At 66.8% G+C, this 15619-nt stretch carries 18 protein-coding genes, 1 tRNA gene and 1 pseudogene; 13 read left to right on the top strand and 7 right to left on the bottom strand.

The genetic code is table 11. The features are described from left to right. Window positions 1-200: 200 nt before the first annotated feature. A pseudogene (locus tag ABD357_RS44945) lies at window positions 201-581 on the bottom strand (hypothetical protein); the annotation flags it as partial. 144 nt (window positions 582-725) lie between these two features. Between ABD357_RS44945 and ABD357_RS35695 the strand changes: the two are divergent. Then, window positions 726-950 (top strand): hypothetical protein, encoded by a 225-nt coding sequence (locus ABD357_RS35695; RefSeq protein ID WP_344395411.1) that lies wholly within the window; start codon window positions 726-728, stop codon window positions 948-950. Between the two features lie 54 nt (window positions 951-1004). Here the strand turns inward: ABD357_RS35695 and ABD357_RS35690 are convergent, their stop codons facing one another. After that, window positions 1005-1331 carry a hypothetical protein gene (locus ABD357_RS35690; RefSeq protein ID WP_344395410.1) on the bottom strand — a complete coding sequence of 109 codons (327 nt, stop codon included), beginning with the start codon at window positions 1329-1331 and terminating at the stop codon, window positions 1005-1007. 307 nt (window positions 1332-1638) lie between these two features. Here ABD357_RS35690 and ABD357_RS35685 point away from each other — a divergent pair, with 307 nt between their 5' ends. Beyond that, on the top strand, window positions 1639-2559 hold the full coding sequence (locus tag ABD357_RS35685) for a recombinase family protein (protein WP_344395409.1): 921 nt from the start codon (window positions 1639-1641) through the stop codon (window positions 2557-2559). Window positions 2560-2617: 58 nt separating this feature from the next. On the opposite strand, the gene ABD357_RS35680 is transcribed toward ABD357_RS35685, so the two are convergent. The 4 genes from ABD357_RS35680 to ABD357_RS35665 form a co-directional block, all read right to left on the bottom strand. Beyond that, window positions 2618-3397 carry an oxygenase MpaB family protein gene (locus ABD357_RS35680; RefSeq protein ID WP_344395408.1) on the bottom strand — a complete coding sequence of 260 codons (780 nt, stop codon included), beginning with the start codon at window positions 3395-3397 and terminating at the stop codon, window positions 2618-2620. Next, window positions 3394-4608: an MAB_1171c family putative transporter gene (locus ABD357_RS35675; protein WP_344395407.1), complete on the bottom strand. Its 1215-nt coding sequence runs from the start codon at window positions 4606-4608 to the stop codon at window positions 3394-3396. Before ABD357_RS35675 ends, ABD357_RS35680 begins: the two co-directional genes overlap by 4 nt. Further along, window positions 4601-5062 carry an ImmA/IrrE family metallo-endopeptidase gene (locus ABD357_RS35670; protein WP_344395406.1) on the bottom strand — a complete coding sequence of 154 codons (462 nt, stop codon included), beginning with the start codon at window positions 5060-5062 and terminating at the stop codon, window positions 4601-4603. The genes ABD357_RS35675 and ABD357_RS35670 overlap by 8 nt, the downstream gene beginning before the upstream one ends. A 68-nt stretch (window positions 5063-5130) precedes the next feature. Further along, window positions 5131-5730, bottom strand: a complete 600-nt coding sequence (locus tag ABD357_RS35665) for a helix-turn-helix domain-containing protein (protein WP_344395405.1) — start codon at window positions 5728-5730, stop codon at window positions 5131-5133. A gap of 772 nt (window positions 5731-6502) precedes the next feature. On the opposite strand from ABD357_RS35665, the gene ABD357_RS35660 reads away from it, so the two are divergent. The 11 genes from ABD357_RS35660 to ABD357_RS35610 all read left to right on the top strand — a co-directional run bounded on the left by ABD357_RS35660 (window position 6503) and on the right by ABD357_RS35610 (window position 13930). After that, the gene (locus ABD357_RS35660; RefSeq protein ID WP_344395404.1) at window positions 6503-7510 is read left to right on the top strand and encodes a ParB/RepB/Spo0J family partition protein; all 1008 of its coding nucleotides are present in this window, start codon (window positions 6503-6505) and stop codon (window positions 7508-7510) included. Between the two features lie 257 nt (window positions 7511-7767). Further along, complete coding sequence (locus tag ABD357_RS35655) at window positions 7768-8178, top strand: hypothetical protein (RefSeq protein WP_344395403.1); 411 nt, start codon at window positions 7768-7770, stop codon at window positions 8176-8178. Then, the gene (locus tag ABD357_RS35650; protein WP_344395402.1) at window positions 8175-8375 is read left to right on the top strand and encodes a hypothetical protein; all 201 of its coding nucleotides are present in this window, start codon (window positions 8175-8177) and stop codon (window positions 8373-8375) included. Before ABD357_RS35655 ends, ABD357_RS35650 begins: the two co-directional genes overlap by 4 nt. 136 nt (window positions 8376-8511) lie before the next feature. Then, window positions 8512-8583: transfer RNA gene (locus ABD357_RS35645), tRNA-Arg, on the top strand. 173 nt (window positions 8584-8756) lie between these two features. Continuing rightward, a complete protein-coding gene (locus ABD357_RS35640) occupies window positions 8757-10118 on the top strand; it encodes a putative antirestriction adenine methyltransferase (RefSeq protein WP_344395401.1) in 1362 nt (453 codons plus the stop codon). After that, window positions 10115-11020, top strand: coding sequence for a ParB/Srx family N-terminal domain-containing protein (locus ABD357_RS35635; RefSeq protein ID WP_344395400.1), 906 nt, complete (start codon window positions 10115-10117; stop codon window positions 11018-11020). The genes ABD357_RS35640 and ABD357_RS35635 overlap by 4 nt, the downstream gene beginning before the upstream one ends. A gap of 5 nt (window positions 11021-11025) precedes the next feature. Further along, the gene (locus ABD357_RS35630) at window positions 11026-11463 is read left to right on the top strand and encodes a VRR-NUC domain-containing protein (protein ID WP_344395399.1); all 438 of its coding nucleotides are present in this window, start codon (window positions 11026-11028) and stop codon (window positions 11461-11463) included. Further along, a complete protein-coding gene (locus ABD357_RS35625; protein ID WP_344395398.1) occupies window positions 11460-11663 on the top strand; it encodes a hypothetical protein in 204 nt (67 codons plus the stop codon). The genes ABD357_RS35630 and ABD357_RS35625 overlap by 4 nt, the downstream gene beginning before the upstream one ends. Beyond that, window positions 11660-11860: a hypothetical protein gene (locus ABD357_RS35620; protein WP_344395397.1), complete on the top strand. Its 201-nt coding sequence runs from the start codon at window positions 11660-11662 to the stop codon at window positions 11858-11860. Before ABD357_RS35625 ends, ABD357_RS35620 begins: the two co-directional genes overlap by 4 nt. 67 nt (window positions 11861-11927) lie before the next feature. After that, the gene (locus tag ABD357_RS35615) at window positions 11928-12476 is read left to right on the top strand and encodes a hypothetical protein (protein ID WP_344395396.1); all 549 of its coding nucleotides are present in this window, start codon (window positions 11928-11930) and stop codon (window positions 12474-12476) included. Next, the gene (locus ABD357_RS35610) at window positions 12473-13930 is read left to right on the top strand and encodes a phage terminase large subunit family protein (RefSeq protein WP_344395395.1); all 1458 of its coding nucleotides are present in this window, start codon (window positions 12473-12475) and stop codon (window positions 13928-13930) included. Before ABD357_RS35615 ends, ABD357_RS35610 begins: the two co-directional genes overlap by 4 nt. A gap of 160 nt (window positions 13931-14090) precedes the next feature. Here the strand turns inward: ABD357_RS35610 and ABD357_RS35605 are convergent, their stop codons facing one another. Beyond that, complete coding sequence (locus ABD357_RS35605; RefSeq protein ID WP_344395394.1) at window positions 14091-15608, bottom strand: esterase/lipase family protein; 1518 nt, start codon at window positions 15606-15608, stop codon at window positions 14091-14093. Window positions 15609-15619 lie beyond the last annotated feature (11 nt).

Genomic DNA, 15619 nt, shown 5'->3' with positions numbered 1-15619 from the left:
TTCTTGTAGCCCCCGTGCGGCCTTGGAGCGGCCCTCCAGCGGGTGCGGGCTTCATCGCGCAGGGTCTTGAGCTGGAGGGCACGGAGCCGGTCGGCTTGCCGCTTCTCGTTGGCCTCGCGGATCGCGCGGAACATGGCGTCGATGTGCTGAGTGCGGAGCTCGGTGAGCTTGATGCCGCCGAGGTGCGGGATGAGGTGGTTCTCGATGTGTCCGCGGTAGACGGTGGTGGTGGAACGCTTGAGACCGGCCTGGGCCTCCAGCCAGCGGCGCAGGTACTGCTCCACGGTCTCGTTGTTCGTGACCTGGATGCCTTCGGAGGACTCGTTGAACAGCCGGATGCCCTCGGCCTTGGCCTCTGCTCGCGACTTGAAGCCGCCACGACGGACACGGAGGGGGTCCCGGCCTGGCTGCGGGATGGAGAAGTAGAAGTACCAGTAGCCGTGCGAGTGCTGCTTGAGCTTCGGGCAACGGTCGCCCAGCGCGCCGATGACCGGTGTGCCGTCGTCGTTGAGGATCGGCTTGCCCGCGCGGTCGACACGTGGCCCCTTGCAGGTGCAGCGCTTGTACGTGGTGACGCTCATGGATGCGTCGAGCCCCCTTCTCATGCCAAAAGGTGCCGGAGCCTAACGGCCTTGTCCGCGCGGTGCCAGGGACTTTAGGCTCCGGCCGGAGCGTGCGGGGGAGACGAGGAGCACCTCTATGTACGTTCAGGACACGGCAGTTGCGTGCTGGACGGTGATGAGCCGGTGATGCGGGACGAGCTTCTGTCACTGCCCGTGACGGTTGACGTCGAGACGGCGGGCCGGGCGTTCGGGTTGGGGCGGACGGTGGCGTACCGGCTTGTGCGCGATGGTGAGTTTCCGGTGCCGGTGATGCGGGTGGGGAACAAGTACCGGGTTTGTTCCGCGGAGTTGTGGCGGGCGCTCGGGGTTTCGCCCGAGTCTGGGTGATGCCGCGGCTCGCTCGGCCCCAGGCCGCCGCTGGGCGTCACGGTGCTCGGTTCGTCAGCCGTTTTCGCCACGCTGTTTTCCGTGCGCCCGCTCAGCGACGGCCGGGTCGGCTGAGTCCGACATCAGTTCCGCGACGCGAAGGGTGCACTCCCACAGCGTCATCTGGCCCTTGATCACTACCAGGTACGACTCCTGGTCGGCGAGACGGTACACCTGGCGCCGTTCCTCGATGATCCCTTTGGTCGGCGTGTATGTGTGGAGGACGGCGCGGAGTTCCTCCAGCGCCTGGTCCTTCGTCTCACGCCCCCGGCAGATGACTCCGCCCTCGTACATGCCCCGGCCGGACTCGAAGTACTGCACGATCACAGCCCAGTTACCCACGCTTGCTCCCCCTCGGCACCGGCGACGCACGCCAGTCAGCCACAGCCCTACCGCCTGGGCAAGGGATCCAGGAAACGGCAACATGCCGCCGCTCACCCCGACGCTGGCTCCACGAGCCCTTTTCCAAAGGGTGAGTTGGTACATGCCGAGGTGCCGGAACTCTCCAGTAGCCGATCGTCTCGTTGTACAGTCCGCCGTGCAGCAGCTGACCTCGGTTCACAACCGAGTCTCAGATGTAGGGGTGACAATGCTACGTGTTGGCATACCCTGTGCGTGGGAAGCAGGGGGATTTTGGGCTGGAGAGTACATGAGGGCGTACGGGCATGAGACGGACGGCGTCACCGCCGTCCCCGAGGAGGCCACCTACCTGGCGGCGGTAGCCAAGCTTCTCCTCGAGGAGGACAAGACACTCACCGAGGCCACGGCGTGGATGACGCAGAACGCGGGACCGACGGTGTCGGGGCGGCCGTGGTCGCCGACCACCCTGCGCCGCCGTCTGCGGAATCCGGCGATCACCGGCCTGAGGGAGAACGCCGAGGGCGAACTGGTCCCAGGGCCGGCCGAGCCGCTGATCGACCGCGAGACGTTCGACGCGCTGCAGGAGCTGTTCCGGGAGAACCAGAAGAGCCAGGGCAGCAAGTCCAAGCACGTGCACTACCTGTCCGGCGGCCCGGCCACCTGCGCCTTGTGCAAGCAGCCGCTGGTGGCCCGGTCCACAGCGAACGGCGGGCGCGGATACGTCTGCGAGAGCGAGGGCTGCGGCAAGGTACGGATCTCCGCCGAGCCGCTGGACGAGTACATCGGCGAGCGGGTCGTGGCCCGGCTGGCGAGCCCGGCGCAGCTCAAGCGGCTCGCCGCGATCCGCGACCGGTTCGCCGCGGAGGCTCGGGAGGCGGAGCGGTTCCAGAAGGAACTGCGGGTCCACAAAGAGGAGTTGGCGCAGGCGTATGGAGGCAAGGAGCTGAACCTGAGCGAGTTCCGGGCGGCGAAGGCCGCGCTGGAGAAGCGGCGCAGTGAGGCGATGGCCGCCGTGCGCCGGGGCAAGGCCCTCGAGGAGCTGCCGGAGTTGACCCCGCAGGGCGTCGAGAGCTGGTGGACCGAGACGGCAGGCCGTGAGCAGCGGCGGAACCTGGTGCAGTTGACCGTGCGGGAGGTGCGCGTGGGGCCGGCGACGGTGCGCGGGTCGCGGAAGTTCGACGAGGCCCGGTTCGAGATCTTCTGGCGGTAGCGGGCTGAGTGCGCTTCGGCATGGCTGCCTACCCTTTCGGCAACTGCTCCCGCACAGGTCATTCAGCGCGCGGAGTGGCTGGAGCACCGGCCCTACGCCTCCTCGTGTGTTCCGTCCGGAGGCGTAGGGCCGTGGTGACCATGAGCCGGATGGCGGGCGGCGGGGCGGAAATCCTCACTGATTGGCGCAGGCGGTCGTCGAGAAGAGCGCTGGCCGCGGCTTGCACCACAGGGGCGACCAGCGGTGGGAAGCGGTCGGAGAGCAGGTTCCGAGTCGCCTCCATGAGCGTCCGCCCTTCGGGACTCGGCGCCATGTGGTGGCGCTCGAAGTCGTCCATCCAGCGGGCCAGCTCGAGGTAGGAGGCCGGGACGGCCTTGATGCCCATCCGTTCCGCCAGGTCGAAGTAGAAGGCGTGGGCCGAGATCTTCTCTCTCGCCGTGGTGCGCCGTATGCCGTGGTGATCGATCCAGCGCATCGGCGTGACGCAGAATGCCCCCAGGACGTACACGAACTCGTCGTTGCCAACGGGGAGGCGTTCGTGGAGCCGGTTCAGCCGGGCCACCGCGTCGCGACCGGCCGGATCCTCCAGGCCGTGCTCGATCAGGGTGTACATCAGCGTGCCGGTGGCCTTGGCGCGTACGGCCGGCTGGCTGGTCAGCTTCCCGGTGCCCGCCAGTACGCGGGCGATGCTGGGAATCCCGAACACGCGGTAGAAGCCGAGGTTCAGACCCAGCTTCAGGTCTTTCGGGCAGTCGGCCAACGCCAGCCGCTGATAGGCCGCGTGCGGGTGCTCGGAGCGGCTGGCCGGCGTACGTCGCGCTACGTCTGTGCTGGTCATGTGCTGGTTACCTCCGCCAGAACCCGGCGCACGAGCGGACCGTCCAGGTGGCGGGCGACCGTGACGAGGTGTTGCCGCTCCGCGTGCGGGGGCACGTCGATCCCGGGCGGTTGCTCGCAGGGACGTCGCGGGACCTGCCCGGACTCCAGCGCCAGCAGCGCGCCGTGCAGGGCGGCCGCCGCGGCCACGGCATCCTGCTCGGGTGACGCAAGGCCCTCGGCTTCGCCGAGACGCTTCGCGGTGTCGACGACGTCCTGGGAGGTCCAGGGGCGGAGCGCGAGTTGCTCATCGCGGATCTCCCCGACCCGTCCGAGGGCATGGAAGTCCCAGCTGGATCCTGTCGGCGGGCTGGTCAGGACGACGCCCGGATCGGCTCGCGTGACCGTACGCCACAGCGTCTCGAGCGCGCGGAAGTCGCGGCGCCGCTGACGACGCAGCCGTACGGCACCGGCCAACCAGCCACTGGCGATGATCAGGCAGCCCAGGGAGGACGACGCGGGCCCGACGGCGGTGCTGAGCGCATCGAGTGCGGAGGTGCCGAGGGCTCTACCGCTCACAGCGATGATCTTGAACAGGCTGTATCCGGAACAGACGAAGCAGCCGACCGCGAGGCGGAGCAGGTTCGCATGGACGACCGGGTCTTTGTAGTCCTTGGACCGTCGCCACGACACGTACCCCATGGACCACAAGGCGACAGTGAATCCGGCCAGGTAGACGAGCAGGTAGGCGAAGACGATGGGCCTGTCGGCGAAGGTGGTGTCGAACGTCAGCGGCACCTCTCCGTCCGGCAGGTCTGCGGAGAAGAACAAGGCCGCCATGAGAACGACCACCGCAGCGTACGGAGGCATGACGCGTTGTAGCGCAGCCCGGACCCTTGCCGGTGGGGCCGCTTCACTGCTGCCGTTTCCCGCTGCGGAGGTCGGTGACCAGAGCAGCACCAGGACGAGGAAGAACGCGCAGCAGATGATGACCGAGCTGTAGACGACCAGCGTCGCGAGGTTGGAGATGCCGCTGGCCCGCCCGATCCATCGGTAGATGTCCGGTGCGGCGGATATGAAGCCGGTCCCGACCGCGAAGGCGGCGCCGGCCATGAGCAGCAGGCCGGGTATTCGTTCACGGGTCCAGGCCAGCGTCTTGTACGCGGCCAGCACGTACATGAGGGTGCCGACGGAGAGGTAGGTCGCTGTGAACGGCGCCTCCATCTCAGACATGACGCCCCTCCCGGTGGACGAGGGAGGGTGCGATGTGCGGAGCGGATCCCTCGTCGGGTGCGAGGTTCAGTTCGAGGTACAGCACCCGGCCGATCGTCTCGGCCTCGTGCTCGGCGGGATCGTCGTAGTGGGAGCGTCCCAGCACGCGGCGTACGACATCGGGGGCGATGGTCGTGGCCCGAGGCTGGTGGCCCAGCAGAAGGTGGGCGAGTTCGTGGCACTTCACCAGGTTTTGGTGGGCGGGACTCGTGTGCCGTGGGTAGTAGATGCGGTCCTGCGTCAGGTACCGCTCGTACAGGCCGGACGGCTCACCCGGCTGTAACTCGCGCTCGATGAACAGCAGCTCGCGGCCGGTCTGAGCCTCGTAGGCAGTGACCAGCTGGTCGAGCGTCGGGTGCGCGGGTAACCCGAACTTCTTCAGCAGAGCCCTGACTCTGCGTCTCTCATTTCGCATGCCCACGCTGTGGTCCTCCTCTCCGGGCAGCTCCCATGAGGTCGTTATGGGTGCACTGCCTTGCTCGTTCATCGGGGCCTCCCGCGTCCGTCCTTGGGATGGAAGCCGACAGCCCGGCGCAGTTGGTCCACCAGGGCGCCGACTGTCTCCCGCATGTCCAGGGGCAGTTCGGCGACGCCCTCGGCTATGGATCGGACCTGTTCGTCGCCGAGGAGCAGCGCATCGGCCTCCGCGGCGGTGCCGGCTGCACGGTGGCTGCGACTGAGCGGTTCGCCACGGCGCTGTTGCTCGATGGCCCGTAGGTCTTCGTCGACGGCCTGCACATAGGCGTCGTCGTCGGGCAGGAAGAAGTACTCGACGCGTACGCCGTACAGACGCTGTGCCAAGGCGACGGCCCGGTCCGCCCTCGGGACGGAGCGGCCGTTGAGCAGGTTGCTGACCTGACTGACGGACATGCCGATCTCGTCCGCGATCTCCCGCTCCCGGTAGGGCCTTCCTTGCTCGGCGGGGTAGATGACCTGGTTCAGGCGCTTGAAGCGCCGCCCGAAGCGCTGGGCCGCGTCGAAGTCCTCGGAGCCGCTTGCGTCGCTGCGGTCCGCGCGGACCGCACGGTCTTCCCGCTGATCCTCGCCGTCTGCCGCGCCCTGCCCCTGCTGTGGTGACGACATGTCTGCGGATCTTAAGGGGAGTTGAGGATCTTCGAGTGAAAAAGGCGCAAGAAATTGGAACTCGAGGCGTGCATAGCGTGCAAACTGGACGATCTTCCGGGTGGGCATGGGAAATAGTTGACAGCGGAACGTGTTGCCCACAGGATCATCACGCATCCTTCACGTTCGCCTCCGCAGCGTAAGGCGGGTCGGAGTCGTGCGGCCGCTTTGGCCGCCTCCTGAACGTGGGGGCGCGGCGCCACTCTGGTCGCGTGGCGCCCTACTGACGATGTCTGTCACCAGAGGGGTCTCTCGATGGCTGCCGCCGACAACTCTTTCGTTTGGTCATCCGGATTGCCTTGCCTCGCGCGCTCCGCATTCACGGAGCGGGGGTCGGGCCTGCACTCCCTGCAGATACCGCCGCCGGACAGATTCAGGATGGAGGGCACTGGAACACAGAGGGTCATTGCGTGCGACGGAGGAGCGGCATGAAGGGGTACGTCTCATCGGACATGGAGGGGGCGGCGGACGAGGTGGGTCACACCAGGGCGCGAGAACACGAACCGACACAGGAGTACGCCTGGCGAGACCTGGAGATTCTGAAGGCCCTCATGGGGGCGGACGTCGACTTGGATGCAGGTTTCCTGGAGCGCACATGTGTTGAAGGAGAAAGCTGCTGGCCTGATAATCAATCTCAATAACACTTGACGCTCAAGATCGATTGACCATAGTATTTAGTTATCACCTCACAGGAACCCCTCCTGCGAGACCAAGGCTGCAAGGAGTCAGCGACATGAACGTCACCGAGGCGAACATCCAGGTCATCGCGATCCCGCTCGCGGACATCGAGCCCAACCCGGATCAGCCCCGCAAGTTCTTCGACGAGGCCAAGCTGGAGGAGCTGGCTGCCCAGTTCCGCTCGGTCGGCCAGCTTCAGCCGATCGTGGTCCGGCCGGCCGGCGACAAGTTCCAGATCGTGATGGGCGAGCGCCGCTGGCGGGCGATGCACCTGGTGGAGGACGCCACCACGATCGAGGCCAAGGTCGTCTCGAGCGTCGACGACGAGAACGCGTTCATCATGGGGATCTCCGAGAACATCGGCCGCGCGGACATGACGCTGATGGAGGAGGCGCAGGCGTACGCGGACCTGGTCGGGTTCGGGTACGCGGCGGAGCGCATCGCGGAGATGTTCGGCAAGACCACCGACTACGTGAGGTGGCGCATGGACCTGCTCAACCTCACCACGGACATCGCGGAGCTGGTCGCCGAGGGCAAGATCAAGGCCGACTTCGCCTGGTACCTCTCCAAGCTCTCGCCGGCGAACCAGAAGGTGGCGGTCACCCGGTACATGAAGGGCGACTTCAAGACGGAGACCGACGCCTCGACGTTCGCGCAGGCCCTGCGGATGAAGGAGAACCAGGAGGGATTCTTCTCCGAGAAGGAGCTGTCGGAGAAGGAAGAGAAGTCGAAGGAGCGGAAGCAGGCCAAGTCCAAGGTGGACCAGGTGGAGCGAGCCGGCGCCCTGATCGAGGAGCTGGCGAAGCTGACGCCCACCGAGCTGGCCGAGCTGTTCGAGGGCGAGGTTGGCAAGCACCTGGAAGCCGTGGAGCGCGTACGAAAGGCGGCGGCCGACGCGGCGAAGAAGCTACGCAAGGCCAAGGCGATGTCCGAGGCGAAGCAGCTGACGGTGCGGCCGGAGCTGGAGGTCGAGCCTGAGGGTGGGGAGGAGCCCGGCGAGGCTGACATCGCCGCGGTCGCGGCGGAGGAGCCTTCGGAGGTTGAGCTCGAAGCCGCGGCCTGAGTTGGCGCGCGGGAGTGTGGTAGCGGTCGGGAGTCCGAGCGGGACCCCGGCCGCTCTTCCGTGTCGTGGGTCGCCGTCGCGCCTCGGTGGCTACGGGGTGGGTGAGGTGAATGTAGGGCGGGAGTGGGGCGTCTGCGGTACCTGCCCCACCAGTGAGCTAGATATGTATCGGACTTGAAGGACGCCGCATAGTGAAATAGAATTTTATCGACACCTTTGCAAGTTCATGCAGGGTGGCGAGTCACGACAGGAGGAGCATGTTCGAACTGTTCACGCAGAGATACCAGGGCTTCGAGCCCTCGATGGGAGTACCCGTGCGCATCACTCTGGGTGCGCCGCGGTGGACGTTGCCGTACCCGCTGGAGCATCAGGTGCGGGAGGCGGCGCCGAGTCGCGAGTACTTCGGGGCCGCGCGGCCGGTGTACGAGGCGGCGTATCTTGCTCAACTCGACTGGCATGGGGCCGAGTTCTTCGCCTCGCGCTTTCAGGAGATCGCCGTGGCGGCCGGTGATTCGCGGCTGGTCCTGCTGTGCTTTGAGGATCTGGCGCAGTCGGAGCAGTGGTGCCATCGGAGGATGTTCGCCGCCTGGTGGCAGGAGAAGACGGGAGCGAAGGTGCGGGAGCTCGGGCCGCTGGGACCGGAGTACGAACAGGGGGCGCTGCTGTGAGTGAGAGTCAAAGGCCCAACTGGGTGGAGATGAGCCGCGAGGACTTCGAGGCGCCGCCGGATCCGAAGCCGGCGCCACCTGGCCAGATGGAGCTGTTCGAGCCCGGGCCGGGAAAGGTGAAGGCGAAGTCGAAACCGCCCGAGGAGTGCCCGGCGGGGACCTTGAGCCTGCTCGACCTCTCGGGCGTGGACGAGTAGTCCTGATCGCCCCTGGGGTGTCGGGGCTTTGAGTATGTGGTGGGCGCGGAACCGCGTCCACTACATATGTTGTGACAGTCATTCGTCTGATACGGTTCTTCCGTGGCGGGGTGATCTTCCGATCGAGCCCCGCCGTGCGTCGGTGGTGCACCTGGCAGCACGCCCCGCCTCCGGTGGGGAGGAGCCCGTTCGAGTCGGGCCCGGCGCTCGAGGACGCGTCCGCACAGGTATGTGATGCGGAGCCGATCAGCCAAGGAACCATCCCCCCTCCAGGCGTCCCCCGCGCCTCCTGGTTCCCCGGCGGTCCGGCACGGCAGGACCAGCCCCCTGCCCCTCCGGGCCCGCGTCCTTCTCGGTCAACTCGGCGCAGGGGAGGCAGCGTTGTTTCACGGCTCGATCCCTGCGGACCTTCGTGCGGTCATCCACGAGCACACCGCCACCTGGCAGGGCCAGGCCGAGGACATCTACGTCGGCTGCTCCGGCAACTTCACCATCGAACGCGTGCTGCACGACTCCGGGTTCCGGCTCCACGGCTGCGACGTGCAGCTGTACTCGTCGGCGATCGGCTGGTACCTGGCCGGGCAGGAACTGCCGATCACGATCCGCCCCGAGTCGGCCGGCGAACTCGACTGGCTGGCCCCGTACATGGACGGTCGGGCGGGAACGCTCGCGGTGGTGCTCCTCGGCTCCCGCTTCTTCCAGTGGCTCGGGCGCGGTGACCATCCGTACTACGGGCGGATGCTGGCCGCGTACCGGCAGCAGTTCCCCGAGCTGCACGCGAAGACGGTCGCGAAGATCGAGGCGCTGCCGCTGCGGCTGGCCTCGTACGCGCCGATGGACGTGAACCAGTGGCTCGCCGAGCAGGTCCCGGCCGATGCACCGGTGGTCGCCTTCCCTCCGTTCTACGCGGGGGACTACGAGGGCCAGTTCGCGGCGCTGGACAAGCACTTGGAGTGGCCGGCACCGGAGTACCCGACGCTGGACGACGCGGCGAAGCAGACGCTGATCGAGCGGATCACCGACCGGCCGCACTGGGTGCTCGGGCTGCACTTCGACGTCGAGGAGCTGGCCGGGCATCTGCGCGGTCAGGTGCAGACGGCCAACCGCGGGCTGCCGATCAACGTGTACTCGTCGGTGCCGCGTTCGCGGATCGTGCGGCCCCACCAGCGCTTGGAGCCGGTGCGCGCTCCGCGTCTCGTACCGGGGCAGCGGCTCGGCGGGACGCTGACGCTGGCCCCGTTGTCGATGGGCCAGTTCGCGACGCTGCGCTCGCAGTACATGAACCACAACATCCGCCCGGGCACCCCGACGATGGCGCTCGCGGTCCTGGTCGACGGGGTCGTGGTGGGTGCGTTCGCGTTCTCGATGCCGAAGTACGACCCGCACAACGTCTACCTGCTCTCCGACTTCCCGGTCGCGCCGACGTCGTACGGGCGGCTGGCGAAGCTCGTGCTGTACGCGGCGCTGTCGACCGAGGCGCAGTTTCTGGCGCAGCGGGCCATGAACACTCGCCTGACCAGGCTGAACACGACGGCGTTCACGCAGCGGCCGGTGTCGATGAAGTACCGCGGGCTGCTGCGCCTGAACTCCCGTAAGGACTCCACCGATCCCGCCTACCGCTACCAGCTCGACTACGGCTCGGAGTTGGGCCGCTGGTCGCTGGCCGAGGGGTTCGCCGAGTGGAGCCGCAAGCACGGACGCGCCGAAGGGCTCAACGAACCCCAGGAGGACACGGCCCGGTGACCCAGCTCAGCAAGCCCCGCATCGTCGAGGGCGACCCGCGCGACCTGACGCTGCTCGACCTGAACGCCCGCTTCATGCGGCACGAGCAGTTCCAGCGCCTGGTGGCGAACATCCGCGAGGACGGGCACCTGACGTCGACGCCGTTGGTGTGGAACGACGCCGACTCCGGCCGCCGCATCGTCCTGTCCGGCAACCACCGTACGAAGGCCGCCATCGAGGCCGGGCTGGCGACGATCTTCTGGCTGGAGGTCACCGACCCGCTGCCCCGCCAGAAGCAGATCGCGCTGCAGCTGTCCCACAACGCGATCAGCGGCGAGGACGATCCGGCCACCCTGAAGGCGCTGTACGAGGAGTTGGAGGACGTCTCCATGCGCCTGTACTCCGGGCTGGACGACAAGACGCTCGAGCTCCTGGAGGAGGTGAGTGTGCCGAGCCTCGCGGAGGCGAACCTGGACTTCGCGACCGTGCAGATCGTGTTCCTGCCGGATGAGAAGGAGGCCGCGGAGAAGGCCCTGGAGGCGGCGCGGAAGGCGGCCTCGGCCGATGCCCGTTGGGTGGCGCGTATCGAGCAGTACGAGGGCGTGTTGGACACCCTGGATACGACGAAGGGTGCGCACAACATCGGGAACGTTGCTGCGGCGTTCGCGATCATCCTCGCCGTTGTCGAACGGCATCTCGGTGAGCTGGCGGAGGGCTGGTACGACCCGGAGGAGCAGACGGCGAAGCGCAAGGGCAGTGCTCCGATCGAGACGGTGCTCGCCACGCGCACTATGCCGGCGGACGCCGCGGCGGTCGTCCAGCGGGCCATCGACCGCATGGAGCGGGACGGCGACATCGAGGCTGGGCAGCGGTGGAGGGCGCTGGAGTTGTGGGCTGCCGACTACTTGGCGGGTGCGCAGTGACGGCGGTGTCGGAGGCGGACGAGGAGCTGTACCGCAAGTTGCTCAGCGAGCGGTACGGATCCCTGGAACAACTGGAAGCCGAGCGCTTCCCCGTGGTGGCCGCAGGCGCGGGTGAGGAGCAGTGGCGCCGCCAGGTCCGCGAGATCGCCGCACGCTATGGCTGGCGGCTGCAGTACCACACGGCGGACTCCCGCCGTTCCGATCCCGGCTGGCCGGACGAGGTCTTCGGCCACCTCGGCCAACGCCGCACGCTCTTCGTCGAGTTCAAGACCGACACCGGCCGGATCCGCCCGGCACAGCGCGAGTGGCTGGCGCATCTGGCCGCCAGCGGATTCGAGGTCGCCGTGTGGCGGCCTCGCGATCTGCCCACTGTGCTGGAGGTGCTCGGCCCCGCCCGGCAGCGGGCCGCCCTTCCCCCGAACTTCCGGAGACCCACCCCATGACCGCCCCGCACACCGACGAACTGAACCGGCTCCACGCCGAGATCGACCACCTGACCACCGTCCACCGCACCGCCGCCGGCCTGGCCCGGGCCCTGACCGAGCACCTCGCGGGCCAGCCGTTCCGCCTCGCCGACCAGCTGGCCCGCCTCCTCGAGGGCGAGTTGGAGCCCGATCACGTACGAGAAGGGAACCAGCCGTGAACCTGGCCAAGGACTCCTCATCATGGGAGCGCACCGTCTCTGTGACACCGCTGCCCGACTCCGTACGCCGCAAGGCCGCCCTCCAGGTAGCTGCCCGCGCCACCGGCCGGGGTCGGGCTCAGCGCCGCGCCGATTGCACCAACCTGCTGGCGCACCTCGGGCTTCTCGACCCAAGCCTGCGCCGCACGTCGAGCTGAACCGAAGGCGTCCCGGCATCGGGAGGGGCGGGAGGACGGAGAGAGCAGGCAGGAGAGCACCGATCGGATGGCGGACAGCGCCGAGGCATGGGAGCGGCAGCCGGGCGAATCGGCCGCCGCGTGGGAGGCGTTTGCCTGCTACCGCGACCTCGGGTTGTCCCGCAGCATCGGCAAGGTCGCCGAACGGCTCGCCAAGTCCCGCACGCTCATTGAGCGTTGGTCGACGGCCCACCGCTGGGTACTGCGCGCCGAAGCGTGGGACCGCGAGCAGGACCGCCTCTGGCGCGCGGAACGCCAACACGCCTCCCGCGAAGTGGCCCGCCGACACGCCCGCCTCGCCTCCGCCGCCCAGTCGAAGATCGTCGCCCAGCTCCAGCAACTCGACCCGTCGCGGCTCAGCCCGTCGGACGTGATCCGCTGGCTGGAGGTGACGATCCGCATCGAGCGCCAGGCGTACGGCATGGACCTGGCCGAGGTCGCCTCCGCCACCCGCGGGGGCGCGGCTGACGCGGCAGACGTGACCGGGCTGACAGACGAGGAACGTCGAGCCCGCATGGAACAGCTACGCCGCGAACTCGAGGCCCGCATCGGCACCTTGGGCGGCGACCAGCAGTGACCGCCGACTCCTTCACCGCTCTGCCTGACCCGGACGGCATGTCCGACGCCCAGCTGCACGCCGAAATCACCGCCCTACTCGAAGCCGACACCGCATCGGCCCGCCGCTGGTCCTGCAACCGCCCCGACTGCGACGGCCTGCCCCACGAGGAATGGCTGCACCACCACGCCCGCGCCACGCAGCGCCTCCCTGAAGGCGACTGGACAGCGTGGATGATGCTCACCGGCCGCGGCTGGGGCAAAACGAAGTCAGCCGCGGAGGCCGTACGCGCCTGGTCGGCCACCCCCGGCACGATGATCGCGGTCGTCGCGAAGAACGCCACCCTGGTCAAGGAGATCTGCTTCGAATCCCCCAAGTCCGGCCTCCTGGCAGTCATCCCGCCCGAGGACATCCGCCGCTACAGCCCCGGCAACGGCCTGACCACCCTCCGCCTGAAGAACGGCTCGGCGATCTACGGCTTCGGCGCCGAGACCCCCGACAACCTCCGCGGCTTCGCCTTCGACAAGGGCTGGCTCGACGAGTACGCGGCCTGGAACCGCCACACCGCCCAATCGGTGTACGACATGCTGTGGTTCTGCCTGCGCGAGGCACCGTCCCCGCAGGTCGTCATCTCCACCACCCCCAAGCCGCTGCCGCACGTCAAGCGCCTCGTGGAACGCGGCCGCCGCACCGGCTCCACCGTAGTCCTCACGACAGGCCGTACCGAGGACAACCGGGCCAACCTCTCGGCCGCCGCCCTCGCCGAACTCGACTCCGAGTACGGCGGCACCCGCCTCGGCCGCCAGGAACTCGACGGCGTCCTCCTCGAAGACGTCGAGGGCGCCCTGTGGAAGCAGTGGATGTTCGAGGTCGAGGGCTTCCGCATCGCGCGCACCGCGGTCCCACCACTCGACCGCCTGGTCGTCGCAGTCGACCCGGCGGTCACGACGACGGACGACGCGGACCTAACCGCCTTCACGGTGGCCGGCCGTTCGTTCCCACTGGAGCAGATGTACGGCGATCGCCGCCCGCGCGGCTACGTCCTCCACGCCGAACAGGACAGGTACACGCCGACGGCAGCGATGCGACGAGCTGCTGCGCTGTACCACGAGCACCAGGCGGACTGCGTGGTCATCGAATCCAACAACGGAGGCGACTACCTTCCCGCGCTCCTGGCTGAGGTTGACCCGGCGGTACCGTGCCGCGTTGTCCACGCCACCCGCGGTAAGAGGGCCCGCGCGGCCCCGGTCGCAATGCTGTACGAACAGTCCCGGATCAGCCACGCTGGCCCGCCCCGCAGGTTCGCAGTCCTCGAGGAGCAGATGACGACCTACGTCGGGGCCCTTGAAACCGAGGAGAAGTCTCCGGACTTGCTCGACTCCTGCGTCTGGGCGCTTACAGACCTCTTGCTCGATGCTGGGGCACCCGATGCTCCGGCCTCCACGGCGGACAGTCGGCTAAAGGGGCGCCGATGACCATGTCCGTGAATAGCCTGCTCGGAGCACTGACGATTTCCAACCTCACGATGAAGCCGACAGGTGGAGGGCAAGCAAGACTTTGACGGCGTCGGTCGCGCGCGGCGAGATGGCACGGTCGACTGTAGTTAGAGGTGAGGGAGGTACGTACCTGCCCAAATCAGTCTGAGCTGCAATCGAGGTTGTCTGCGAAGAAGGGCTCACCAGCTGCGAAGGCGTCAACCTTGCTATCTTTTACGGAGAACTGGATGACTCTTCCTTCGAATTTCGACGCGCTGGGCTCGAAGAGGAGTTCCTCGTTGCCGTTGTCAACCGAGGTGGTCGTGATTTCTGCTCCGTAGGTCTGCAGCAAGGTTGATCGCGGACTGCCCCGGTGGATCCCAGAGGCTGTCGAAATCGACGTTGATGCGGCCGACGACACTCGGATTGCGACCAGTTCATCTCGCGAGAATCGCAGGAACAGTCCTTTCGGTCCACCCATCACTGGAAGGTCCCTACAAGGCCGCCCAAATGACTCTGGCTGATCAGGTATTCCTGGAATCCGCGCCCCAAGTGCCTTCTCCGCTTGGGCTCGACTCATTCCGAGCTTCAAGGGGCCCATACCGTTGACCGTGATGCGCTGGCGATTCAATTCAACTCGCCCAGGAGTTGACTGCCCCTCTTCCCTCTGAATGGCCATCTTAATTCTGCCCACTACAGTTCTCGCGAGAGTATCATTTCGATGAAGCATCGTATGGAAACACGTATCCTTCTGCGGATCCTTTGCCTCACACTCAACAGTGGCTACCCGACTACCGTTGGTGGCGGATTCTACGCTCACAACCTTGTCCCCTATTTCGATCCCAGCAACGGCGAATATGCCAAAGAGTCTAAAATCCGCCTTTCCCGCGAGCGGGTAAACATTTGGACCACCTTTCGACGGCCATGGCGCGAGATTGGTAATTTCCGAGTTCTTGTTGGCTAGCCCCTCAACTGCTTTGCTTTGACGTGCGATCTTGGAGGGCACGCCTCTGCAGATAGCTGGCTGCTTCTTGCCGCTACGCTGTTTCTCATCGCACTCCTCGAATTGTGTCTCTGCCGCCTGGCATTCGATTGGGTGGCGCTGGTCGAGGTTCCGGTTTAGCGTACACTCGGCCAACCAGGATCCTTTGTATGGTGTACCGAGGGTGACAACGGCGGAGATGTTATGTCCCACGCGACCGCCTCTATCACTTGCGGCCCATTGTGTAGCAAGGCCACCCATGGAGTGGGCCACCACAATCACCTTGCGATCGGCTAGATTTCTTAGGCAAGAAATCGTGCTGGCCAGCCTGTGGCCTATAGCCTTATCTGTCACCCAGCGATTACTGAACCTCCGATAGTCGAATGTAAACGCAGTGGTGGATCCTGTCTGCGAGACCAGATCAATGAGTGTCTTATTGGATCTTTCAACCTTCGCTTCGCCTCCAGTCCACATGGCCGGCCCAGAGTTGAAACCGTGCACGAACAGCACAGGGGTTACCCCCTTGGTGAACTGCTTTCCTGCCGCCTGTGCCGTCCCGCACACTTTGGCTGGACGGGATGGCAGCGTCGCATAAGCACCGGCGGCGGACAGGGGCGTAGCAATAGCCACGGCTATGGCTTCAGAGAATAGAACTGCTGCAATCCGCCTGGCTGTAGAGCTGAGAAAGTCAGCCATTGTCCGCCCTC

The organism is Streptomyces vastus (assembly GCF_039532825.1).
In the GTDB taxonomy this organism is placed as follows: Bacteria; Actinomycetota; Actinomycetes; order Streptomycetales; family Streptomycetaceae; genus Streptomyces; species Streptomyces vastus.
The sequence above is the reverse complement of the archived record's forward strand: the minus strand, read 5'-3'. Positions and strand labels throughout refer to the sequence as shown.